The organism is Flavobacterium sp. (assembly GCF_044339515.1).
Classification (GTDB): domain Bacteria; phylum Bacteroidota; class Bacteroidia; order Flavobacteriales; family Flavobacteriaceae; genus Flavobacterium.
The window spans coordinates 18147-40924 of the sequence record NZ_JBIIVK010000022.1 but is presented as its reverse complement, the minus strand read 5'-3'; the positions used below and the strand labels follow the sequence as shown (position 1 = coordinate 40924).

The window sequence follows — 22778 nt, the reverse complement described above, 5'->3', positions numbered from 1 at the left end:
TTTAGATTTCTTCTGAATAATCAAAACCATCTTTAGCCAATAGCTCCTCATCTAAATCAGTAGTACTAATTAGACTTAAATCTAATGTGTTTTGAAAGAGAGAATGAAAAGAACATTGCATTTCATGAATTTTAGTATATGCAAATTCAACAAACTCATCATTTAATAACAATGATTCATTAAGCGATACAATTACTTTTGGGCTTTTATGAAAAATATTAATATAAATCTTATTTACACTGTATTCATTAGCAGACAGATGGCTTACTAGAGCTTTTGATGACAAATAAACCTGATTTGCTTTTTCAACAAATCGTTCTTTGGCTTTTTGCATAATCATATCCATTACTTCCTTTTTTGCAGATTTTTCACCATCACTGTAGCCACGTGAATAAGCATCGGCGACCACGTTTACATGATAATATAAATCACTAATCTTAGAAGTTTTAGCATTACCTGAATGAAATTCTAAGTAGTTATTAAATTGATTAATGCCGGTAGATTTTGAAAAAGTTGGACTATTCATAATAAAGTAGTAATATTCTGAAACTTAATTAAAAATTCCTTGAAATACGATGTAAAAATATTAAAATTACAAAAATTAGAATTCGTTTATCAACAAATATTTGTTAATAAAAGTTATTTATAATAATTCTAAATAAATTGCCCTACAAATCAAACCCCAAATTCACTCCCAATTTCATCGCAATAATCTTCGTGATGCGTTGTTTGAGTTCAGGGATTTTGATGCTTTCGATGACTTCGTTGGAAAACGCATACAACAATAACGCTTTGGCTTCTTTTTGCGGAATACCGCGTTGTTGCATATAGAACATCGCACTTTCGTCTAATTGACCAATAGTGCAGCCGTGTGAACACTTCACATCATCTGCAAAAATTTCCAATTGTGGTTTCGCGTTGATAGTGGCTTTGTCGCTCAATAAAATATTGTTGTTTTGCTGAAAAGCATCGGTTTTTTGGGCTTCTTTTTCTACGAAAATCTTTCCGTTGAAAACGCCGGTGGAACTTCCTCCTAAAATAGTTTTATAGTTTTGATGGCTTTCGCAATTAGGTGTAGCGTGATTTACTAAGGTGTAATGATCCACGTGTTGCTTGTCGCCAATAATCGTAATTCCTTTTAAGGTGGAATCAATTCGTTCACCAAAATGATAGAAATTCAAGTTGTTTCGGGTGATATTTCCACCAAACGAAAACGTGTGTACCGCTACTCTACTCTCTTGTTTTTGAGAAATATACGTGTTGTCAATCAAGTTAGCCGTTTGTTCATCGTTTTGAATTTTATAGTAATCAACAATCGCTCGTTTTTGAGCAAAAATTTCGGTCACTGAATTGGTCAACACCGGATTACTGTTCAAACTTTGATGACGTTCGATGATTTGTACATGAGCATTTTCGCCTACAATAATCAAATTTCGAGGTTGCACCATCAAGGCACTTTCTTCCCCTGTAGAAAAATGAATGATTTCAATCGGTTTATCGGCCACTTTACTTTTTGGAATGTTGATGTAAGCCCCTTCTTGAGCAAAAGCAGTATTTAACGTGGTTAAACTTTCGTCTTTGCTAGCAATTTGGTTGAAATAGGTATCCAAAACCATTTTATATTTTGGCTTTGTCAGCACAGAAGAAAGCAAGCAAACGTCAATTCCTTCGTGCGTAGTTGACGATAAAAACGAACTGAATTTACCATCCACAAAAACCAATTTATACGTATCAATTTCGTGTAGAAAAAATTTCTTTACATCTTTGAATTCAATCGCATTTTCCCTTTTTGGAAAAACAGAGTAATCATTTTTTAATACAGAATTCAGTGAGGTATATTTCCAAGCCTCCTCTTTTTTGGTTGGGAAACCTTTGTTTTCAAAGTTTTTGATGGCAGAAGTTCGGATGTCATGTAGCTGTGCCGTTACATCGACTTTTTCTTCGAAAGCCATAAAGGATGAAATTAATTTTTCTTTTAAATCCATTTTAAATGTTGAGATTTTAAAAATCTACAAATATTTTATCTTAAACCATTAAGGTATTAAGGTTCATTAAGGTTTGCGACTTAATTTCCCTAATCTCTTAATGGTTTAAATTTATTTTTAAACTTCTTGTTCTTGTTTTATCCAGTCATAACCTCTTTCTTCTAGCTCAAGAGCTAGTTCTTTCCCTCCGGATTTAACGATTTTTCCGTCCATCAACACATGCACAAAATCAGGAACGATATAATCTAATAAACGTTGGTAATGCGTGATTACTAAAACGGCATTGTCGTCGCTTTTTAATTTGTTTACGCCATTTGCTACAATTCGCAACGCGTCAATATCCAAACCGGAATCTGTTTCGTCTAGAATAGCAATTTTGGGTTCCAACATCGCCATTTGAAAGATTTCATTACGTTTTTTCTCACCACCTGAAAAACCTTCGTTTAACGAACGAGATAAAAACTTGCGATCGATTTCTAATAATTCTGATTTTTCACGAATTAGTTTCAGCATTTCATTAGCAGGCATTTCCTCTTTTCCGTTGGCTTTTCTGTGTTCATTGATGGCTGTTTTCATAAAGTTTGTTACCGAAACACCTGGTATCTCAACAGGATATTGAAACGATAAGAAAATACCTTTATGTGCTCTTTCCTCGGGAGCTAATTCTGCTAAATCTTCTCCATCTAATTCAACTGTTCCTTCCGTAACTTCGTAATTTTCATTTCCGGCAATAACGGCTGAAAGTGTACTTTTTCCGGAACCGTTTGGCCCCATGATGGCATGTACTTCGCCGGCTTTGATTTCAAGGTTGATGCCTTTTAATATTTCTTTGTCTTCTATGGAAGCGTGTAAATTTTTTATGCTTAACATTTTTATTTTTTTTAAACCATTAAGGGATTAAGATTCATTAAGTTTATTATCCAACAGAGCCTTCTAGTGAAATCTCCAACAATTTTTGTGCTTCCACCGCAAATTCCATTGGTAATTTATTCAGTACTTCTTTACTGAATCCGTTTACGATTAATGCAATTGCTTTTTCAGTTGGAATTCCTCGTTGGTTGCAATAAAACACTTGGTCTTCTCCAATTTTGGAAGTCGTTGCTTCGTGTTCGATTTTGGCGGATGTATTTTTACTTTCGATGTACGGAAAGGTGTGTGCTCCACAATTATTTCCCATCAAAAGCGAATCACATTGTGAAAAATTTCTAGCGTTATCGGCTCTTGACGAAATTTGAACCAAACCTCGGTAACTGTTTTGCGATTTTCCTGCTGAAATTCCTTTAGAAATAATGGTGGACTTAGTGTTTTTTCCTAAATGAATCATCTTGGTACCGGTATCGGCTTGTTGATAATTATTGGTCACGGCAATAGAGTAAAATTCGCCAATTGAGTTATCGCCTTTCAACACACAAGAAGGATACTTCCAAGTGATAGCAGAACCGGTTTCTACTTGTGTCCATGAAATTTTTGCGTTTTTCTCGCACAAACCTCGTTTGGTCACAAAGTTATAAACGCCGCCTTTACCTTCTTTGTTTCCCGGGAACCAATTTTGAACAGTGGAATATTTAATTTCTGCATTATCTAAAGCAATCAATTCCACTACAGCAGCATGCAATTGATTTTCGTCACGACTTGGAGCGGTACAGCCTTCTAAATAGGAAACATAACTGCCTTCGTCGGCAATGACTAAGGTGCGTTCAAACTGACCTGTGCCGGCTTGATTGATACGAAAATAAGTGGATAATTCCATAGGACAATGAACGCCTTTTGGAATGTAACAAAAACTTCCATCTGAAAAAACAGCGGAGTTCAATGCCGCATAAAAATTATCTTTAGGCGGAACTACACTGCCAATGTATTTCTGAACCAACTCCGGATGTTCTTTGATGGCTTCAGAAATACTCATAAAAATGATGCCTTTCTCCGCCAATGTTTTTTTGAAAGTAGTGGCAACAGAAACGGAATCAACCACAATATCAATGGCCACGTTGTTCATTTTTTTCTGTTCATCTATCGAGATGCCCAGCTTTTTATACATGGCTAATAATTCCGGGTCCACATCGTCCAATGTTTTGTTCGGATCCGCTTTTTTAGGTGCTGAATAATACGAAATCGCTTGGAAGTCAGGTTTTTCATAATGAACATTGGCCCATTCCGGTTCTTTCATTTCCAACCAAGAGCGAAAAGCGTCCAAACGCCAATTGGTCATCCATTCGGGCTCTCCTTTTTTGTGTGAAATTGCCCGAACGATGTCTTCATTTAAGCCAATCGGAAACGTTTCTGAATCTAATTCGGTGTAAAAACCATATTCGTATTCTTTAGTTTCCAGTTCAACTTTTAAATCGTCTTCTGTATATTTTGCCATTGTAGTCTAATTAAAGTGAGAATGATTCTCCACACCCACATGTTCTATTCGCATTCGGGTTGTTAAACACAAATCCTTTTCCGTTTAATCCCCCTGAAAATTCTAAAATCGTTCCGGCTAAGTAGAGAAAACTTTTCTTTTCTACCGCTACTTTTATATCGTTGTCTTCGAATACTTTATCGTTTTCTCCTATTTCTTTGTCAAATTTTAAATCATAAGACAAACCGGAGCAACCGCCACTTTTCACACCTACGCGAACGTAGTCACGAGCAGCATCAAAACCATCATCTTGCATCAAATCGATGATTTTTCTTCTGGCTGTATCTGAAACTTTTATCATAAGTTATTTTGATTTTGTCTAAATAAAGAGCAAATATACGGCAAAACTAGAAAATTAAAATAAATTCTAACATTTTTATAACGAATGGATTGATAGAAAATAGTTATAATAATTATTCAAAAAGCTAAGTTTTTAGTAATTTGCGAAACATTTATATCAATTCAAACGATTTATGAAACTATACCCCATTGAAGCCGGAAATTTTAAACTCGACGGAGGAGCCATGTTTGGCGTGGTGCCAAAAACCATTTGGAACCGAACTAATCCGGCAGACGAAAACAACCTCATCGACATTGCTGCTCGTTGTTTATTGATTGAAAACGGAAACCGATTGACTTTAATCGACACCGGAATGGGCAACAAACAATCGGATAAATTTTTTGGTTATTATTCGCTTTGGGGTGATCATTCTTTAGATAAATCGTTGGCCAAATATGGTTTTCATCGGGACGATGTGACCGATGTTTTTATGACGCATCTTCATTTTGATCATTGTGGCGGAAGTGTTAATTGGAACAAAGACCGCACAGGTTATGAAGTCGCTTTTAAAAACGCTAAATTTTGGACGAACGAAAACCATTGGGAATGGGCAACTAAACCCAATTCAAGAGAAAAAGCTTCTTTTTTGCAAGAAAATATCATTCCAATGCAAGAAAGTGGTCAGCTAAATTTTATCAAAAGACCAAATGCAGATTTTGGCTTTTCTGAAGAATTGAATTTCGGCATTTTTTATGCAGATGGTCATACCGAAAAACAAATGCTACCTCACATTAAATACCAAGATAAAACCATTGTTTTTTGTGCCGATTTATTGGCTACAGCCGGACATATTCCGATTCCATATGTGATGGGTTATGATACTCGACCGCTTTTGACGTTAGATGAAAAAGCCAAATTTATGAATGCGGCCGCCGAAAACAATTACCATTTATTTTTAGAACACGATGTTCACAATGAAATCATCACCGTTGAAAAAACCGAAAAAGGTGTGCGTTTGAAAGAAGTTTTCCGTTGTGAAGATGTCTTAAGTTAGTGTTAATCATCAGAAAAGAAATTAAAAATCACTTATTTTTACAGCCAAATTTACATTTATGAACTCAATAAAATCAATCGTTTTTTTAGGATTATCGTCTTTATTTTTAATTGGTTGTGGTGCTTCAAAATCATCCTTTACCAATTTAAAACCGCTTACTTCTGAAACCGTTCCGTTAAAGAACGGCAAAATTTCTGAGGCAGAATTATTGCGTTGGAGTCATTTAGACCTCATTAAAGATACAATTCCGGGCATGAGTGTTGACCGAGCATATGCAGAACTTCTTAAAAACAGAAAAGGTCAAAAGGTAATTGTAGCGGTTATCGATAGCGGTACCGACATTGAACACGATGATTTAAAAGGTCGAGTTTGGACAAACGCTAAAGAAATTCCAGGAAACGGAATTGACGATGATAACAACGGCTATATTGACGACATCCACGGTTGGAACTTTTTAGGCGATGTGGTTCATGAAACCTTAGAGTTAACTCGTATTGTACGAAAAGGAGATGATGGTTCCGAAACGTACCAAAAAGCACTAAAAAAACTGGATGAAGAAAAGAAGGAAGCTTTAACTAATAAACAACAAATCGATTTTATTATTGCTGCCGATAAAGGAATCTCAGAACATTTGAAAAAAGAAGATTATACTTTACAAGAAGTAAAATCCATTCTGACCACCAACCCAACGTTAGGGAATTACAAAATGGCAATGATGCAATTTTTAGCAAAATCTTCTCGTGAAGAATTCATGAAAGAAGTGAACGAATATGGCGAACACATTTATGACCAATTGAATTATAATTTGAATACCGAATACAATGGAAGAAAAGCCCTGGGCGATAACCACGAGGATTTTTCAACAAAATCCTATGGGAACAACCAAGTTTGGGGTCCGGATAAAAAACATGCCTTACATGGAACACACGTTGCCGGAATTATTGCTCAAGTGCGTGGAAATAATTTAGGTGGTGACGGTGTGGCAACAAACGTCGAAATCATGGCCATTCGTGCCGTTCCTAACGGAGATGAGTATGATAAAGATATCGCTCTTGCCATTCGTTATGCAGCTGACAACGGTGCTAAAGTGATCAACGGAAGTTTCGGAAAAGGCTTTTCTCCTCAAAGAGAATGGGTTCACGAAGCCATTCAATATGCTGCAAGCAAAGATGTCTTATTCGTTCACGCAGCCGGAAATGACGGCGAAAATTTAAATGTAGTTGAAAGTTTCCCAAATGATCGAATAGGCGATAAAGAAATTGCCGATAACTTCATCAAAATTGGTGCTTTAAACTTTGATTACGGTTCTAAAACGGTTGCTGATTTTTCAAACTATGGCAAAACAGATGTCGATGTTTTTGCTCCCGGTGTAAAAATTTATGCCACTGTACCCAACCAAGAATTCAAATATGAACAAGGCACTTCGATGGCTTCACCCAACGCAGCCGGAGTTGCCGCATTGATTCGTTCGTATTATCCAACGTTAACCGCTCCGCAAGTGAAAATGATTTTGAAAGAAAGCGGTATTGCTATCAATAAAACTGTGGTTGTAGGTGGAGATACAACAAACAAATTACCGTTTTCCGAATTATCCACTACCGGAAAAATTGTGAATGCGTATAATGCGTTATTGATGGCAGATAAAATCGCTAACTCAACCGGAAACGTTTCAAAATAAAACTCAAAAACCCATTCGTATGAGAAAAGCTATCGTGCTTCTTTTTATTGCTTTTTATAATTTTATTATTGCCCAAAATAACCCCAATCCCGGTTATTGGCAACAACAAGCCGATTACAAAATGGAGTTGTCAATGGATGTGAAAACCTTTCAATACAGAGGAACGCAAACTTTGGAATATTCCAACAATTCAAATGACACACTTCGCAAGGTGTTTTATCATTTGTATTTTAATGCGTTTCAGCCGGGAAGCGAAATGGATATTCGTTTACAAACCATTACCGATCCTGACAAACGAATGGTGAAAAGTTTTAAAGTTGCGGGTAAAGATGTAACCGAAAGTAGAATTTCGACCCTAAAACCGGATCAAATTGGCTATTTAAAAATCGCTAATTTCAAACAAGATGGACAAGTTGCTGCGACAAAAGTAGTGGGCACCATTTTGGAAGTTACGTTAGTAAATCCGATTCTTCCCAAATCAAAATCGACTTTTACGTTAGATTTTGACGGACAAGTGCCGGAGCAGGTGCGTCGTTCTGGCAGAAATAGTGCCGAAGGTGTGGCCCTTTCGATGACGCAATGGTATCCGAAAATCTGTGAATTTGACTTTGAAGGCTGGCATGCCGACCCTTACATTGGTAGAGAATTTCACGGTGTTTGGGGCAATTTTGATGTAAAAATTACAATTGACAAAACCTATACGATTGGTGCTTCCGGTTATTTGCAAAACAAAAACGAAATCGGTCACGGCTATCAAGATGAAGGCGTGGTGGTGAATCATCCGAAAAAAACCAAAACCTTAACTTGGCATTTCGTAGCTCCAAAAGTACACGATTTTGCTTGGGGTGCCGATAACAATTATATTCACGATAAAATCATGGGTGAAAACGGTGTCGAGTTACATTTCTTTTACAAAAACGATAAAGAAATCCTCGAAAACTGGAAAGCGTTACAACCCAAAACAGCGGAATTGTTGAGTTTTTTCAATAAAACAATCGGGCAATATCCATACAAACAATATTCCGTGATTCAAGGTGGTGATGGCGGAATGGAATATGCGATGTGTACGCTCATTACCGGAAAACGTTCGTTAGGCAGTTTGGTGGGCGTAACCGCTCACGAATTGGCTCACATTTGGTTTCAGCACGTGTTGGCGACTAATGAAAGCAAACACGAATGGATGGACGAAGGATTTACCTCTTTTATTTCCGACATGGCGATGACGCAAGTGATGCCACCTAAAAACAAAAAGGAGGACGAAAACCCGTTTCAAAGTGCATACAACAACTATTTTTATATGGTGAGCACCGGTCGTGAGCAACCGCAATCTACACATGCTGATCGCTATGATGAAAATATGGTGTATGGTATTTCTTCGTACAGCAAAGGAACCGTTTTCCTGACCCAATTGGCGTATGTAATTGGCATGGAGAATATGTTTAAAACCTTAAAACGTTATTACCACGATTATCAATTTACGCATCCAACGCCCAATGATTTTAAACGCTCGGCAGAACGCGTTTCAGGAGCGGTTTTAGATTGGTATTTGGTGGATTGGACGCAAACCACTAACACGATTGATTACGGCATAAAAAACATCGACGATAACGGAAAAGTTACCTTAGAACGCATCGGAAGAATGCCGATGCCGTTGGATATTTTAGTTTCCTACGAAGACGGCACGGTAGAAAGTTTTTATATCCCGAACCCGTTGATGCGATGGGAAAAAGAAAACCCGTATCCGCAAGTAAAACGAACCGTTTTGAAAGGCTGGGATTGGGCGTATCCAACGTATGAATTGCCCCTCTCACAAGCAAAAGCAAAAATTAAATCGGTGGTGATTGACCCGAGTGGTTTAATGGCCGATGTGAATCAAGAGAATAATAGTTATCCTAAAACGAAATAAAGAGAGAATCCGGACGAGAGTTCGGATTTTTTTGTTTTATGATGCTGAAAGGTCGGATGACACTCGCATAGTTTTGTGCCGACCAATAAATCCGGAAGAGAATAATTTACAAACCATGTTCAACTAATATTTTACAATATTCATTTGCTTTGTATTCTAACTTTGGTTTTACATCTTTTGAGCTTCCAACCCTAGCTAAAAATTTTTTCTGTCTTTCAGTATCTGATATTCTTTGATTTAAAAGTCCTACTTGGTGTAGATTGGATTTGATATCTTCACTTATATATCCTAAATTCAAATTGTTTTTAAGTAACTTTATGTCATCTATATAGGCATTATCAATAATGTGAGTTAATCTATTAAAAATATTAAAATCAATCACTCCTAAAATTGTTTTTTTGAATAATTTGCCAATAATTTTTGCTTTATCAATGTCGTTTAGACGATTTAAAGTTATTAAAAGTTTTTCTCCTGCTTTATTAGTTTCACCATCTGCTTCGAGTTTGTCTATGAATTTTTCTCTTTCTGTTAATGGAATATCATTCAATTCATAAAGAAAATTAAGCAATTTTTTTGTGAAAAAGGCTTCAGTGACATTTTGATACAAACTATAACCTTTAAAAGCAATTCCGAAAACTGGAATATCCTTTAGAACTTCAGAATTAGTTAATGAATCTAACCCTATTTCAAGCAATTCTGGTGAAAGATCTTTTACTGCTTTTGATTTTACAGATTGAAAAATGTTGATTTTGTCTTTCATTAATAAGTTTTTTTGAGCTTTCTGCTAAATTATTTATAAACTCAACTTTTAGAAAATTTGTTGAGTATTTCTAACCATATTGGTGAAAATATGCTCAATTATAAATGAGTTTAACCCCACCAAAATACAAAAAAAAACAAACACTTCTGCCATTCCAAAACAAATACACATCACTCAAAACCTTTTCGTACTTTTGCCGCATGTCTTTCACTTATCCCAAACACGAAAAACTCAAAAGCCAAAAGCAGCTAGATTTGCTGTTTTCGGTGGGGAAATCGGGCAACTATAAATGAAAAATACTTTGGAGAGTTGTTAATAGGTATCTTAATTTATCATTTTCTCCAATTCCTTATAAATTTCCAACGAAACTCCTTTCAAAACACGAGCTTCTAAAGCTTTGTTGAATTGATAAAATGCGTAATCCTTTTTTATGCTACCTTTTGTTTCATTTGTAGTGACAAAATTCTTTTCATAAAAAATTGTATTGTTCTCCACATAAAATGAATTTATATACGAGACCTCTTCATTAATCGGACTTTTTTCTCTAGTTAGAATTCGAATTAAGTTGTTGTTGTTTTTATAGAAAATAAAAGCAACTTCTGTTTTGCTTTGTTTAAAATTGGCTACCGCATAGTGCTTGTTTTGAGAGTGTGAAGAACTAATAGCAATAGAATCAATAGGAAAATTGAGTATTTCTGTAAACTCTCCTAAATCTTCTTTAATTCTTTCCACTTTTTCATCAATTTTCAGTACTTTAAATTTATCACTTCGTTGGTAATGAGTTTTTAAGCCCTCTTTTACTTCTATTTTAGCAATTTGATCAAACGGAACGTGGTTCATCAATCCTAAAATTCTCGATTTTTCTCCTTTCAACGTATCGTTTTCTATGAAAACTGTATCAAAAAAGAAGGCGTTTTTTTTACCGTTCTTTTGCGTCACTCGCATTTCTATAGCAGGAGAATTGGGTAGGATGGTTGCATTTCCCTTACTATCATACACCACCAAATTATCAAGATCATAGGCTTTATAGATTGTTTTTTGTTGTTGATTTTCAACTTTAGAAAGCTGGTTTTTAAAGTTTTCCGGCGGAACAATATAAGTTTTACACGAATTTAAAACGATTATAAGTAGTGTAAAAAGAATGACTTTTGCTTTCATATTAATTTGATTTTAAACAGTTCGGGTTCACTTGCACAAAGTTATATTTTATTCTTTTGAGGAATGTAAAACATGAAAAATTTAATAAATAAAGTGTGAAATTGCTAGTAACAAATAATTCAAAATAGCTCAAACTTCACTTTTCAATTCTCCACACTCAAAACCTTTTCGTACTTTTGCCGCATGTCTTTCACTTATCCCAAACACGAAAAACTCAAAAGCCAAAAGCAGATTGATTTGCTGTTTTCGGAGGGGAAATCGGTTTCCAAATATCCGTTGCGGTTGGTTTTTGCTCCGGTGGAATTGGAGAACGAGGAGAAAATTAAGTTTGGGGTTTCGGTTTCTAAGAAATATTTTAAAAAAGCTGTCGATCGCAATTACTACAAACGGTTGCTTCGCGAATGTTATCGGTTGAATAAAAGTATTTTATTCGAAAACCTCGATAAACCGTATGCCATGATGTTTTTTTACCAAAGCAAAGAAGCGATGACTTTTACCGAAATGAACGAAAAAACGGTTCAATTGTTTGAGAAATTAATCAAGGAAATTCAGTCGTAAAAATTGGTTCGATTGTTGTTGTACGTTTTTTGAGAAATTTTCGTTTTATATTTCTCGCAATCCCGAAGCTTCAGGAGCAGAGAAGCAAAGAATTACATTTAGTATGAAATTTTGAAGTTTTTTTGCGACTTTGCGGCTTTGCGAGAAAAAAAATAAATTTTGTGTGAAACTAAAAATTAATCCGTTGATAAATAATCGTTTACACGTTATATTTTATCACGCTTTTTTAGGTTTCACGCAAAGACGCAAAGACGCAAAGCTTGTGTTTCGTTGAGTTATTCATTGAAGATTTTGTTTTAAATGCAATGTTTAAAACCCTTCTCTGCGACTTTGCGACTTTGCGTGAAAAAAATTGCGTGAAACTAAAAAATATTGCGTGAAACAAAAAATCAAACCATTATGAAATTAGCCATAGCCTACCTTTCCCTCTTGGTCTTTCCGTTGATGTGTGGAGGAAATCCAGATAATACTGTTTATGAAACCGCAGTTACAGAAGAAGCCGCTTCTCCGGCAATGATAGACGACAAAGCCGCTTCAGGCAATTTTGAAGCCCAAACCGAACAAAAAATCATCAAAGAGAGCAATCTTCGCTATGAAACGCAAGATTTAGACGCTACCTATAAGCAAATTATTGCATCCGTCAAGAAAAATAAAGCCTATGTGCAAAGTGATGCGGAAGGAAAAGACTACAATTCCCTTTACCGAACGATTACGGTTCGCATTCCAAACGCTAATTTTGATGCTTTTTTGGCGGATGTAGGAAAAGGCGTGGCCTATTTTGACCGAAAAGAAATTTCTGCCCAAGATGTTACGGCCGAATTTATTGATATTGAAGCCCGATTAAAAGCCAAAAAAACGTTGGAAGCTCGTTATCTTGAGTTGCTTTCGAAGGCGACTAAAGTTTCCGAAATTTTGGAAATTGAAAAAGAATTATCGGTTATTCGGGAAGAAATTGAAGCGAAGGAAGGTCAGTTAAAATATTTACAAAACCGCGTTTCATTGAGTACCGTGACCATCGAATTTTATAAAAAAGTAGCCGATGCAGACAATGCCACTGTTTCCTATGGTACTAAAATGTGGAACGCGGTAAAATCCGGCTGGAACGGAATTTCGAGTTTCTTCATAGGTTTACTTCATATTTGGCCTTTTATTCTTATTTTAGTTGCCGTTATTTTTATTATTCGAAAAAAATTGAAAAAGAAAAATGTTTAATACCCTTTTAAAAATTAAAAAAAGATACATACTTCCAATTGTTCTCAGCGGATTTATTGTGGTGGGAAGTAGTTTCAAGGAAGATTTTTTTGAAATTGCCAAGCAAATTGAAATTTTCACTAATTTGTTTAAAACCGTGAACATGAACTATGTGGATGAAACCAATCCGGGAGAGCTGATGGACAAAGCCATCAAAAGTATGTTGGCCGATTTGGATCCGTATACCAACTATTTCAATGAAGCAGATGTGGTGAAATTCAAAATCAACAACACAGGCGAATATACCGGAATTGGAGCCATGATTACCCGAAAAGACGGGAAAATTATCATCAAAGAACCCTACAAAGATTATCCGGCCGACAAAGCAGGATTAAAAGCAGGCGACGAAATTTTTCAAATTGGCGATGTAAATTTAAAAGATTACAAAGAAGATGCTTCTGCCTTGATGCGAGGTGCTAAAAATGCCAAAGTTGAAATAAAATTCATCCGTCAAGGAAAAACACAAACGGCTACCATCGTGTTAGACGAAGTGGAAGTAAAAGCTGTTCCTTTTTATGGCAAAGTAGATGACAAAACCGGGTATATTGTATTGACTCAATTCAACAAAAAAGCTTCATTTGAAACGCAAGCCGCATTGTTAGATTTAAAATCAAAAGGTGCTGAGCGAATTATTTTAGATTTACGCGGAAATCCTGGAGGTTTGTTGAACGAAGCGGTGAATATTTGCAATCTTTTTGTGCCAAAAGGCGAAGTGATTGTGACCACCAAATCGAAAATTGAAAAACACAATCAATCCTATAAAACGACTCGCGAACCGGTTGATTTAGACATTCCTGTGGTTGTTTTGGTAGATGGAAAAAGTGCTTCTGCCAGCGAAATTGTGGCCGGTGCATTGCAAGATTTGGATCGTGCCGTTGTGGTGGGAAGCCGCAGTTTCGGGAAAGGATTGGTGCAACGTCCGTTGGATTTAACGTATGGAACACAAGTAAAAGTGACGATTTCTCGCTATTATACGCCTTCCGGCAGATGTATTCAAGCATTGGATTATTCGAAAAAAGATGCGGAAGGAAAAGCGATTAAAACCGACGCAAAAAACTTCAATGCCTTTAAAACCCGAAAAGGAAGAACCGTTTATGACGGTGGAGGTATTCAACCCGATGTAGAATTAGCAGAAACAAAATTGAGTGCGATTGCCGAAGCTCTTCAAAAAAATGATGCTGTTTTTAATTATGCCACCGCTTATTTTTATAAAAATCCAAATCCCGGCAATACGATTCCAACTATTACAGATGCGGATTTTAATGATTTTAAAGCGTTTTTAAAGAAAGAAAATTTCTCGTTCGACACAGAGACCGAAAAACAATTAAAAAAGACGCTAGAAGCCGCCCAAAACGAAAAAATTGACGAAAACATCAAAGCCGAATACCAAAACTTGATGACTGCTTTGCGAAAAAGCGAAGATATTCAGTTAGACAAAAACAAAAACGAAATCAAGGAGTTGCTTTTGGATGAATTGATTAAACGGTATCAGTATAAAGAAGGACTTTATCAATATTACATCCAAAATAATTCTGAAGTAAAAAAAGGAACTTCTATTTTGGCTAATGCTTCCGAATACAATAAAATTCTTTTAAAATGATAAAAACTTGGGCTTTCACTTTATTTTTTCTGATTAATTGTAGCGTTTTTGCTCAAGAAGAAATCGTTCAATCCATTTATTTTGAAACCAACAAATCCGATGTTGAATCAAAATATGCGGGAGAATTGTCCAATTTTTTGAAAAAAGTAGATAGTACACGTGTAGAAAGCATCGAAATTTTTGGCTATTGCGACGATGTGGGAAAAGACGATTATAACCGGAAATTATCAACTGATCGAGCGAATAAAGTAAAAGCAGAAATCACCAAAAGCGGTATCAAAAGCAAAATTATTGTGACTATCGAAGGAAAAGGACGCATTCTAATTGATGATGATATTGAAGAAAATCTACCGGAGGTTCGTTCCAAAAATCGCCGTGTTGATGTGGTGTTAAATATGAAGCCACAACAGGAGGAAGAAATTAAACTTCCCGGTGTTTATACCACCTTTAACAAAGATAATATTATAGGTGATCGCATTATGCTTTCGGATATGTTGTTTGAAAGAGGGAGCAGTAAATTGTCGATTAAGAGCAAAAACCAACTCGATAAAATTGCCCGGATGTTATTGAAAAATAAAAACATCCACCTGGAAGTGCAAGGTCATGTGTGTTGCACGCCGCCCAACCACAAAGAAGCCATTGACAAAGGAACGAAAAAACGAAAACTGTCGCACAACCGTGCCGAAGCGGTTTACAAATACCTCATCTTAAAAAAAGTGCCTAAAACACGATTAACGTTCAAAGGGTATGGAAACACCAAACCGCTGGGCAAAAGTCCCGAATTAGATAGACGGGTGGAGTTGGTGATTACGAAGGTGTAACAATATTTGAATTAAAGTCGTAAATCAATTTATAATTTTTGAATTTTATCAGGGTTTTGATGCGTATTAAAAACTGCATTCAAAAAAACTGTTTTTGTAGGCTCATCCACAATAAAAAAAGCGATGTAAGGAAACTTTTTAAACGGTAAATACCTGTAATTACTGTCGTGGAATTGATAGAATGGATTTTTCTGAAGGGCTTTATATACTTTTTGATAATCATCTAAAAAAGCAAGAGCTACTTTTTTGCTGGCTTGTTCGATATAATATTCTACAGCATTATCAATATTTTTCAACGCAATGGGAGAAACAATGATCTTATAAGCCATACTTGTTTTTTAAATCACCATAAACTGTTTCTGCATCGGTATAGTTTTTTTTATCTAAACCAACTTGGTCATCCAATTGCTTTTGTTGCTCACCAGTTAGGGAAAATGGTTTGTCTTTAGAAATCTCAAACTTAATTTTCAAGGCTTTCATAAATGCTTTTACAGCTTCTATTTGTGCATCATCCTGTGGGTGAATGGTTATATTAAGTGGTGTCATTTCTAATTTAATTTAGTTATTACAAATATAAGAAATAAAATGTATGATGGTGTTATGGAATACTATACAAACTATTCCCTCTTCATCTGAACATGCTCAATATCATCCTCCAAATACACTTCACTGGTTTTCACAAACCCAAAATTTTCATAGAATTTTTGAAGGTATAACTGAGCGGAAATGGTGATGTTGGTTTCATTTAATTCCGATTTGGTTACCGCGATTGCTTTTTGCATCAAATCATAACCCCATTTTCTGTCGCGGTATTTTTGTTTGACTACTACTCTACCAATGGAAGCCTCTTCAAAATAATCGCCGGGTTTAAAAATGCGGACATAAGCTACTATTTCATTTTGAAATGTTCCAATAAGATGAAGTGCTTTTTCATCTTTGCCGTCAATGTCTTGGTAAACGCAATTTTGCTCTACTACAAACACTTCGCTACGCAGTTGCAGGATTTGATATAGTTCTAATAAAAAAAGTTCGTTAAATCGCTTTATTTTGAATTGTAGTTTCATTGAAATAGTTTCACAAGTTTACTTCCTGCGAATTTAATGAAATTCAAAGATGTTTTTTTAGAAAACGAAACTTATAAAAGCTTCACGGATTTGATGATGGATTCCAACTCATGCATAATGTCCCGTTTCGCCATCGATGGATTATAGCAAAAACCTTCAATCACCAAATAACGGTTATTTTTTTCGTCTCGAATGGCATAATTAATGAAAGGGCCGGCCATGAAATCGTTTTTCAATTCCCAAGTGCCTTTGGTTTCAAAGGTCTTTTTGCCATTCAACATAATATTAAAGAAATAAGGCGAATAGGCTGCTTGCGTAATCATGTAGGTATTGGGAAGAGTACCTTCAATATGCTTTTGACCAATGGAATCACGCATTTGAATGATATTAGCAACCGTGTTGGTATCTTTTTGAATTGTGTTTAAAGGCACTTCATAAATCAAAATACTGGCATTTCCGGAAGGAAGTTCTTTTCGTATCCAAAAGAATTTATCCTCTTCAATGATGAAACGATAAGCAGTCGGGAGGTTCAAACTGGCTTTGAATTTCTTCCTGATTTTACTGTCATTTAAGAGGGATTTGGAGATTCTTCGCTGATTTTCAGCAATATCCGTTTGCTTGAATTTAGTGATGATTTCCGGTGAGTGTTTTGCTAACAAACTGACTATCTCCGCAACAGAATTTCCGGTAATATGGGCAACATTTTGTGGTTTGGCAAACTCGTTTTCAACTAATTCAAAATTGTTCTCCTCTTTCTTCAAGACCACCAAAATGTTCCGACTGTTAGTCATGAAGCCTTCAAACAAATTGGGAGCATATTGTTTGATAGTAAATAAGGGTTCTTCTTGCGGTAGACCATCTACCGGAGCGGCGTAGATGTTTCTGATGCTGTCTCCTACTTCACCATTCCAAAGTTGGTTTTCAATAATAACCGACAAATGATTAATCTTTCCCGAAGAATCTTTTAAAAGATCTTCTTTTTTCTCCTCTTTGCAAGAAATAAACAAAGATGCAACAAACAGTAAAATAACAACTCTTTTCATGCTGGTGTTTTGTAGTAGAAAGAACTTTTATCCACTGATTTTAAGTTTCATTCCCGGTTTAATGTTTTTACCGCTAATACCGTTCCATTTTTTTAAATCGGACACAGTTACACCTTTAATTTTTTGAGAAATGCTGAAAAGAGAGTCTCCTTTTTGAACAATGTAAATTTTTTCTGATTTATAAGGTGACTGTTTTTCAGGTTTCTTTGTCTTTGCTTCTGCCACCACAACTTCCTTATTGGCAGGAAGCATAATTTTTAACGTTGAGCCTAATTTGATGTTATTGTCTTCTAAATCATTCCATTCTTTCACTTGCTCAATCGTAACTCCGTACTTTTTGGCAATTGCACTCAGGTTTTCTCCAGCTAATACAATGTGATTTTCTGTTTTTTGTTTTTCAAGAAAACGCACAATTAATTTTGACCCTACAAGAATATTATCTTGTTCTAACTCATTCCACGTTTTTAATTCTTCGTTGGTTACATCATATTTTTGTGCAATACTGAATAAACTTTCCCCTTTTTCAACTACGTGATAGTTACCTGCTTCAATAGGCTTAACATTTTTAACTTTAATAGTATCGGTTGAAACCACCGCTTTGGAAACCGGACTCTCAACCACCTTTTTAGGTGTGAAGGCAATTCTTTCCTCCTTAATTATTTTAAGATTTCTTCCAGCACTAATGGTATTAGACCTTAATCCGTTCCATCTTTTCAATTCTGAAACTGTGACTCCGTTTTTCTTAGCAATCAAGCCCAATGACTCACCTCTTCTTACTTTGTGATATTTGGTTTTAGATACAACAGAAGCATCTGAAGAAGCATCTGCTACCATTTCTTGTGAAGAAAATGGTTTTTCACGTTTGTTAAAATCATAATCACAATACGCATAAATTTGATTTTCGTTTGAGGTGAAAATGGCTACTTTATCCAATGGCAAACGGACAAAATGTTTTTTGTCTTCCTGGAAAGGAATAAAATCTCTTTTGTAGGAAGGATTCAAAAACTGTAGCTGTTCCACCGGCATGTCCAATAAATCAGACAATTGTTTGAACGACATTTTGTTTTTTACCATAATGGTATCGGTCGCAAAATGATTGACAATTGGTTTTTCGGGCTTAATACCATGTTCTTTATGGTATTCAAACACATACATCGTAGCCAAAAAAGCAGGAACATAACCTTGGGTTTCTTTAGGCAAATAAGGTCTGATGTTCCAATAATTTTGCTTTCCTCCCGAGCGTCGGATTGCTTTACTCACGTTACCCGGACCTGCATTATAAGAAGCTAAAACCAAATCCCAATCGCCAAATATTTTATACATGTTCACCATATATTGGCAAGCGGCATCGGTAGCTTTTAGCAAATCACTTCGCTCGTCGGTAAAAGTCGTGATATCAAGATTATATTGTTTTCCGGTTCCATACATAAACTGCCACAATCCGGTTGCTCCGGCTTTAGAGACCGCTCTTGGATTTAAAGCAGATTCTACGACTGCCAAGTATTTAATTTCTAACGGGACATTGTATTTAGCTAATGCTTCTTCAAAAATGGGAAAATAATATTGTGACAAAGCCATCAAACGCTCATAGGATCTTTTTCTGTTTTTGAGATAATGTTTGATGATATTCTCTAAACCTGGATTGTACTCAATGTGAAAAGCCGATTTTGCATCTAACGCTTTTAAACGTTCTTTTAGTAATTCGGTTGAAAGATCATAGTCAACTTTTTCGTCTATATTGGTGTTTTCGATGTCCGCAATCATTTCGCTGTACAAATCCTGATTGCTCAATTCATTCATCCAGCGTTCATCAACGCAAGCCGCAACGTCATGTTTTTGAAAGGTTGATTTAATGGAGTCTAGATAGGATAATTTGGGTTCTGCAATTGTATTTACGTCTACAAGCGTTGAGTCTTGAGCATAAAAAACGGATGCAGAAAACAGAACAGCGAGAAGTGTGGTATTTCGTAAATTCATTCTTTCTTAGTTAATGTTTTATTTGTCAAATGGTTATGTTTTACAAACATAATTAAGATAAACGATACAAATCGTTTATTTATTGTTAAAAAGTTTATTTTAACTTAAAATTGCGGCTATACCCGGCAACGTACGCCCTTCAAGCATTTCTAACATGGCTCCTCCTCCGGTTGAAACATAGCTCATTTTTGGTTCTAATCCGAATTGTTTTACAGCCGCAACGGAATCTCCACCGCCAACTAAAGAGAACGCTCCATTTGCCGTGGCTTCTGCGATATAATTTCCTAACGCAATTGTTCCTTTCGCAAAAGTTTCCATTTCAAAAACACCCAAAGGTCCATTCCATAAAATCGTTTTTGAATTCATGATAACTTCTTTGAAGTTTTCCAATGATTTTGGTCCTGCATCAAGTCCTTGCCATCCATTTGGAATTTCACGAACATCGACAATCTGAGTATTGGCATCGTTTGAAAAGGCATCAGCAGCCACCACATCAACCGGAATATGAATATGTACATTTTTTTCTTTTGCTAAATGCAAAATATCCAATGCTAATTGCATTTTATCATCTTCACAAATCGAATCGCCAACGTTTCCGCCTAAGGCTTTCACGAATGTAAAAGTCATTCCGCCACCAATAATCATGTGATCCACTTTATCTAAAATATTTTCAATTACGGTGATTTTTGAGGACACTTTAGAACCGCCCAAAACGGCTGTCACCGGTCTTTCACTGTCTTTTAAAACCTTATTTAGACTTTCAATTTCTTTGGCCAATAAGGTTCCAAAGCATTTGTCGTTCGGAAAAAACTGTGCGATAATCGTTGTAGAAGCATGTGCTCTGTGGGCTGTACCAAAAGCATCGTTTACATAAATATCGCCTAAAGAAGCTAATTTTTTTGAAAATTCTACGTCACCGGCTTCCTCTTCTTTGTAAAAACGAAGGTTTTCTAATAATAAAACTTCGCCTGCTTTTAAATCAGCAGCAGCATTTTCAGCAATACTTCCAATGCAATCGGAGGCAAATTTTACAGGAACGCCTAGCACTTCTTCTGTTTTGGAAACGATATGTTTAAGTGAATATTTTTCTTCCACGCCTTTTGGTCTTCCTAGGTGTGACATTAAAATCACGCTTCCGCCATCAGCTAAAATTTTATCGATGGTTGGTTTTGCTCCTTCAATTCTGTTGACATCGGTTACATTGAAATTTTCATCCAAGGGAACATTAAAATCTACTCGGATTAAAGCTTTTTTATTCTTAAAATTGAAGTCGAATAACGTTTTCATGATTTTGTGGTTTGTTTTTAATTGGAAAGACAAATATAAAATTTTAGAATTTAAATTGGTTTGATAATAATCATGTTTCGATTAATTATTCATGTTTACTACCAAAATCCACATTTCTTCGGTGTATGAATTATTTAATTTGTTTTCGATTAGTTTATCGGCATCTTGTCTGGTAGAAACATAATCGAGGTATACATACATGTAATTGTTGACCGGATTTGTAAAATAATTAGGGTCGAGTCCTTTGTCTCTCAAACTTTTCATAAACCGGGCAGCATTCACCCTTTCGTTGAACACATTTACCACCAAATAGTAACCTTTGGGAGAATCGATGTCATTTAAAACCTCTACTTCCAACACTTCATTTTCTTTTGGTGTTTCAGCTTTTGGTGTTTCAGAAACAGCAATAACGGGTTTAGTTTCTGGTTCAATGGATTTAGTTACAGTAGAAACCTCAGCTTTTATTGATGTTTTAGGTTCCTCTTTTTTAACAACAGTTTCTTTTTTGGGTGCTATATCAATCGATTTGGCTGAAACCTCTTTTTTAGTTTCAGGTATCAATTCTGCAATTGGTTTTGTTTCTTGTTGTATTTCTTTTTCAAAAGCAATATTTTGAGTTTTTTCATCAATCACTTTTGAGTTTTCTGAAGTGTCTTTGGCAAATGCTTCTTTTGATTTTTGTGCCAACAACGTTTCGTCTGAACCTTGTAATGGTTGTTTTTGAACAACTTCCTTGTTTGTCGTTTTATCTACGATCTTAAATTTATCGTCTTGATAAACCAATTTAGTATTATCAGTATTATCCTCTTGTTCTTCTTTAATAGGTTTGGTTTCGATAGCCATCGCACTAAAGAAAAGATAAAACACATCTCCCGACGACTTGAATTGAACAGTAGCTTCGTCTAAGTTATTTCCAATAAAGCGATTATTATAGTTTGATAAAGTAGTTAAAAACGAATCATAACCTAAGGTGTTTTTACTATCGGGAATGCGGTACCTAAATTGTTCGTCTTCGATTGTAATTGAGCTATCAAAAAAATTACTGTAACGCCTAGTAATGGTTTTAACGTTGGTAAAATCTTTGTTTTTGGTTGAGCCAAACATAAACAAATCGCCATCTACTTTAAAATCGCCTTCTAAGGCAGCTCCAGCCAATTTTACATTAACATTACCTTCGGGCTGGGTTTTAAATCCTTTGAAAACGACATTTACACTTTCGCTTGAAGCTCCGGCAAATCCATCATGTGAAACAATAAACTTTTCACTCATTGATAAATCTTCATACACAAAAATCATTGTCCAACCCGCAGCAGAACCACCTATTAGTGTTCCTTGTGTGGCTCTTACATTCGCAACAGTATAAAATCCGAATGGATTTCCGAGTTCTTGAACCTGCTGGGTAACATCCGCATAAACCGCATAGGGAGCCGCATCTTTGAATTTTTTGTCTTTTAATCCATCAAAGATAATTTCACCTTTTATTGTTGTGTACTCTTTTTGGTCAGGAAATTTTACCAAAATCTCTTCAAACGATTCTCTGGTTTTGTCGAAAGCAACAAACTTATCTTCTCCTTTTTTATATCCACTTTCATATTTGTAAGTGGCAGACCAATATAATCCGGCATAAACTATTTTTATTGATGCTTCATCTTTTTGAAATAATGCCGCACTACTGGATGAAAAAGTCTGCTTATCGTCATCAATATCAATGTATTCCATATCGATTTCGTCGTTGGTAATTGCATTAATACTTTGGTCGTTATACGGATCGTTGGGCGAGTTTTTTTTATCGATACGGTTTAAAATAGAATTGGCTATAATAGTCATATCTCCTTTTATATTCGCTTTGTATCGCTCTTTAAAAGGGATAGCCATTTGTGCTTGGCACCAACTGACAGAAATAAAAAAAAGTAATAAAAATAAATTTTTACATCTTTTTCGATTCATAACCT

At 35.6% G+C, this 22778-nt stretch carries 21 protein-coding genes; 7 read left to right on the top strand and 14 right to left on the bottom strand.

Translation table 11 applies throughout. From position 1 onward, the window contains the following. Position 1: 1 nt before the first annotated feature. The 5 genes from ACIQ0M_RS07885 to ACIQ0M_RS07865 form a co-directional block, all read right to left on the bottom strand. On the bottom strand, positions 2-526 hold the full coding sequence (locus ACIQ0M_RS07885; protein WP_396151305.1) for a hypothetical protein: 525 nt from the start codon (positions 524-526) through the stop codon (positions 2-4). A gap of 142 nt (positions 527-668) precedes the next feature. Next, positions 669-1985: a Fe-S cluster assembly protein SufD gene (sufD, locus tag ACIQ0M_RS07880; protein WP_396151304.1), complete on the bottom strand. Its 1317-nt coding sequence runs from the start codon at positions 1983-1985 to the stop codon at positions 669-671. A 117-nt stretch (positions 1986-2102) separates the two neighbouring features. Continuing rightward, the gene (gene sufC / locus ACIQ0M_RS07875) at positions 2103-2855 is read right to left on the bottom strand and encodes a Fe-S cluster assembly ATPase SufC (protein ID WP_396151303.1); all 753 of its coding nucleotides are present in this window, start codon (positions 2853-2855) and stop codon (positions 2103-2105) included. Between the two features lie 46 nt (positions 2856-2901). Beyond that, entirely contained in the window at positions 2902-4350 is a 1449-nt protein-coding gene (sufB, locus tag ACIQ0M_RS07870; RefSeq protein WP_396151302.1) for a Fe-S cluster assembly protein SufB, read from the bottom strand. A gap of 10 nt (positions 4351-4360) precedes the next feature. Then, a complete protein-coding gene (locus tag ACIQ0M_RS07865; protein WP_396151301.1) occupies positions 4361-4690 on the bottom strand; it encodes a HesB/IscA family protein in 330 nt (109 codons plus the stop codon). A 172-nt stretch (positions 4691-4862) separates the two neighbouring features. Between ACIQ0M_RS07865 and ACIQ0M_RS07860 the strand changes: the two genes are divergently transcribed. Genes ACIQ0M_RS07860 through ACIQ0M_RS07850 form a run of 3 tightly spaced genes read left to right on the top strand, consistent with a single transcriptional unit; the run spans position 4863 to position 9307 of the window. Then, positions 4863-5723: an MBL fold metallo-hydrolase gene (locus ACIQ0M_RS07860; RefSeq protein WP_396151300.1), complete on the top strand. Its 861-nt coding sequence runs from the start codon at positions 4863-4865 to the stop codon at positions 5721-5723. 58 nt (positions 5724-5781) lie between these two features. After that, positions 5782-7401, top strand: a complete 1620-nt coding sequence (locus tag ACIQ0M_RS07855; RefSeq protein ID WP_396151299.1) for a S8 family serine peptidase — start codon at positions 5782-5784, stop codon at positions 7399-7401. 19 nt (positions 7402-7420) lie between these two features. Next, complete coding sequence (locus ACIQ0M_RS07850) at positions 7421-9307, top strand: M1 family metallopeptidase (RefSeq protein ID WP_396151298.1); 1887 nt, start codon at positions 7421-7423, stop codon at positions 9305-9307. Positions 9308-9413: 106 nt separating this feature from the next. Here the strand turns inward: ACIQ0M_RS07850 and ACIQ0M_RS07845 are convergent, their stop codons facing one another. After that, complete coding sequence (locus tag ACIQ0M_RS07845) at positions 9414-10067, bottom strand: hypothetical protein (protein WP_396151297.1); 654 nt, start codon at positions 10065-10067, stop codon at positions 9414-9416. Positions 10068-10391: 324 nt separating this feature from the next. Then, positions 10392-11225 (bottom strand): hypothetical protein, encoded by an 834-nt coding sequence (locus tag ACIQ0M_RS07840; protein WP_396151296.1) that lies wholly within the window; start codon positions 11223-11225, stop codon positions 10392-10394. A 183-nt stretch (positions 11226-11408) separates the two neighbouring features. Here ACIQ0M_RS07840 and rnpA point away from each other — a divergent pair, with 183 nt between their 5' ends. The 4 genes from rnpA (at position 11409) to ACIQ0M_RS07820 (ending at position 15455) form a co-directional block, all read left to right on the top strand. After that, positions 11409-11783 (top strand): ribonuclease P protein component, encoded by a 375-nt coding sequence (gene rnpA / locus ACIQ0M_RS07835; RefSeq protein ID WP_396151295.1) that lies wholly within the window; start codon positions 11409-11411, stop codon positions 11781-11783. 399 nt (positions 11784-12182) lie between these two features. Beyond that, positions 12183-12995, top strand: a complete 813-nt coding sequence (locus ACIQ0M_RS07830) for a DUF4349 domain-containing protein (RefSeq protein ID WP_396151294.1) — start codon at positions 12183-12185, stop codon at positions 12993-12995. Beyond that, entirely contained in the window at positions 12988-14634 is a 1647-nt protein-coding gene (locus ACIQ0M_RS07825) for a S41 family peptidase (RefSeq protein WP_396151293.1), read from the top strand. Before ACIQ0M_RS07830 ends, ACIQ0M_RS07825 begins: the two co-directional genes overlap by 8 nt. Next, positions 14631-15455 carry an OmpA family protein gene (locus ACIQ0M_RS07820; protein WP_396151292.1) on the top strand — a complete coding sequence of 275 codons (825 nt, stop codon included), beginning with the start codon at positions 14631-14633 and terminating at the stop codon, positions 15453-15455. Before ACIQ0M_RS07825 ends, ACIQ0M_RS07820 begins: the two co-directional genes overlap by 4 nt. A 29-nt stretch (positions 15456-15484) precedes the next feature. Here the strand turns inward: ACIQ0M_RS07820 and ACIQ0M_RS07815 are convergent, their stop codons facing one another. From ACIQ0M_RS07815 to ACIQ0M_RS07785, 7 genes are all read right to left on the bottom strand, one after another. Then, positions 15485-15784 carry a type II toxin-antitoxin system RelE/ParE family toxin gene (locus ACIQ0M_RS07815; RefSeq protein ID WP_396151291.1) on the bottom strand — a complete coding sequence of 100 codons (300 nt, stop codon included), beginning with the start codon at positions 15782-15784 and terminating at the stop codon, positions 15485-15487. Continuing rightward, positions 15774-16001, bottom strand: a complete 228-nt coding sequence (locus ACIQ0M_RS07810; protein ID WP_396151290.1) for a DUF2683 family protein — start codon at positions 15999-16001, stop codon at positions 15774-15776. Before ACIQ0M_RS07810 ends, ACIQ0M_RS07815 begins: the two co-directional genes overlap by 11 nt. Positions 16002-16072: 71 nt before the next feature. Then, positions 16073-16519, bottom strand: coding sequence for a GNAT family N-acetyltransferase (locus tag ACIQ0M_RS07805; RefSeq protein ID WP_396151289.1), 447 nt, complete (start codon positions 16517-16519; stop codon positions 16073-16075). Between the two features lie 71 nt (positions 16520-16590). Beyond that, positions 16591-17562: a DUF4837 family protein gene (locus tag ACIQ0M_RS07800; protein WP_396151288.1), complete on the bottom strand. Its 972-nt coding sequence runs from the start codon at positions 17560-17562 to the stop codon at positions 16591-16593. Positions 17563-17589: 27 nt separating this feature from the next. Beyond that, a complete protein-coding gene (locus ACIQ0M_RS07795) occupies positions 17590-19539 on the bottom strand; it encodes a LysM peptidoglycan-binding domain-containing protein (RefSeq protein WP_396151287.1) in 1950 nt (649 codons plus the stop codon). 99 nt (positions 19540-19638) lie between these two features. Then, the gene (locus ACIQ0M_RS07790; protein ID WP_396151286.1) at positions 19639-20826 is read right to left on the bottom strand and encodes a phosphoglycerate kinase; all 1188 of its coding nucleotides are present in this window, start codon (positions 20824-20826) and stop codon (positions 19639-19641) included. Positions 20827-20907: 81 nt separating this feature from the next. Further along, positions 20908-22773: an SPOR domain-containing protein gene (locus ACIQ0M_RS07785; protein WP_396151285.1), complete on the bottom strand. Its 1866-nt coding sequence runs from the start codon at positions 22771-22773 to the stop codon at positions 20908-20910. Between the last annotated feature and the right edge of the window lie 5 nt (positions 22774-22778).

What these genes read in the sequence shown, in the direction of transcription:
- ACIQ0M_RS07820 (WP_396151292.1), top strand. Translation starts at nt 14,631, where the DNA reads ATGATAAAAACTTGGGCTTTCACTTTATTTTTTCTGATTAATTGTAGC.
- ACIQ0M_RS07800 (WP_396151288.1), bottom strand. Translation starts at nt 17,562, where the DNA reads ATGAAAAGAGTTGTTATTTTACTGTTTGTTGCATCTTTGTTTATTTCT.
- rnpA (WP_396151295.1), top strand. Translation starts at nt 11,409, where the DNA reads ATGTCTTTCACTTATCCCAAACACGAAAAACTCAAAAGCCAAAAGCAG.
- sufD (WP_396151304.1), bottom strand. Translation starts at nt 1,985, where the DNA reads ATGGATTTAAAAGAAAAATTAATTTCATCCTTTATGGCTTTCGAAGAA.
- ACIQ0M_RS07845 (WP_396151297.1), bottom strand. Translation starts at nt 10,067, where the DNA reads ATGAAAGACAAAATCAACATTTTTCAATCTGTAAAATCAAAAGCAGTA.
- ACIQ0M_RS07785 (WP_396151285.1), bottom strand. Translation starts at nt 22,773, where the DNA reads ATGAATCGAAAAAGATGTAAAAATTTATTTTTATTACTTTTTTTTATT.
- ACIQ0M_RS07885 (WP_396151305.1), bottom strand. Translation starts at nt 526, where the DNA reads ATGAATAGTCCAACTTTTTCAAAATCTACCGGCATTAATCAATTTAAT.
- ACIQ0M_RS07850 (WP_396151298.1), top strand. Translation starts at nt 7,421, where the DNA reads ATGAGAAAAGCTATCGTGCTTCTTTTTATTGCTTTTTATAATTTTATT.
- ACIQ0M_RS07855 (WP_396151299.1), top strand. Translation starts at nt 5,782, where the DNA reads ATGAACTCAATAAAATCAATCGTTTTTTTAGGATTATCGTCTTTATTT.
- ACIQ0M_RS07810 (WP_396151290.1), bottom strand. Translation starts at nt 16,001, where the DNA reads ATGACACCACTTAATATAACCATTCACCCACAGGATGATGCACAAATA.
- ACIQ0M_RS07865 (WP_396151301.1), bottom strand. Translation starts at nt 4,690, where the DNA reads ATGATAAAAGTTTCAGATACAGCCAGAAGAAAAATCATCGATTTGATG.
- ACIQ0M_RS07795 (WP_396151287.1), bottom strand. Translation starts at nt 19,539, where the DNA reads ATGAATTTACGAAATACCACACTTCTCGCTGTTCTGTTTTCTGCATCC.
- ACIQ0M_RS07825 (WP_396151293.1), top strand. Translation starts at nt 12,988, where the DNA reads ATGTTTAATACCCTTTTAAAAATTAAAAAAAGATACATACTTCCAATT.
- ACIQ0M_RS07830 (WP_396151294.1), top strand. Translation starts at nt 12,183, where the DNA reads ATGAAATTAGCCATAGCCTACCTTTCCCTCTTGGTCTTTCCGTTGATG.
- ACIQ0M_RS07805 (WP_396151289.1), bottom strand. Translation starts at nt 16,519, where the DNA reads ATGAAACTACAATTCAAAATAAAGCGATTTAACGAACTTTTTTTATTA.
- ACIQ0M_RS07790 (WP_396151286.1), bottom strand. Translation starts at nt 20,826, where the DNA reads ATGAAAACGTTATTCGACTTCAATTTTAAGAATAAAAAAGCTTTAATC.
- sufC (WP_396151303.1), bottom strand. Translation starts at nt 2,855, where the DNA reads ATGTTAAGCATAAAAAATTTACACGCTTCCATAGAAGACAAAGAAATA.
- ACIQ0M_RS07840 (WP_396151296.1), bottom strand. Translation starts at nt 11,225, where the DNA reads ATGAAAGCAAAAGTCATTCTTTTTACACTACTTATAATCGTTTTAAAT.
- ACIQ0M_RS07860 (WP_396151300.1), top strand. Translation starts at nt 4,863, where the DNA reads ATGAAACTATACCCCATTGAAGCCGGAAATTTTAAACTCGACGGAGGA.
- sufB (WP_396151302.1), bottom strand. Translation starts at nt 4,350, where the DNA reads ATGGCAAAATATACAGAAGACGATTTAAAAGTTGAACTGGAAACTAAA.
- ACIQ0M_RS07815 (WP_396151291.1), bottom strand. Translation starts at nt 15,784, where the DNA reads ATGGCTTATAAGATCATTGTTTCTCCCATTGCGTTGAAAAATATTGAT.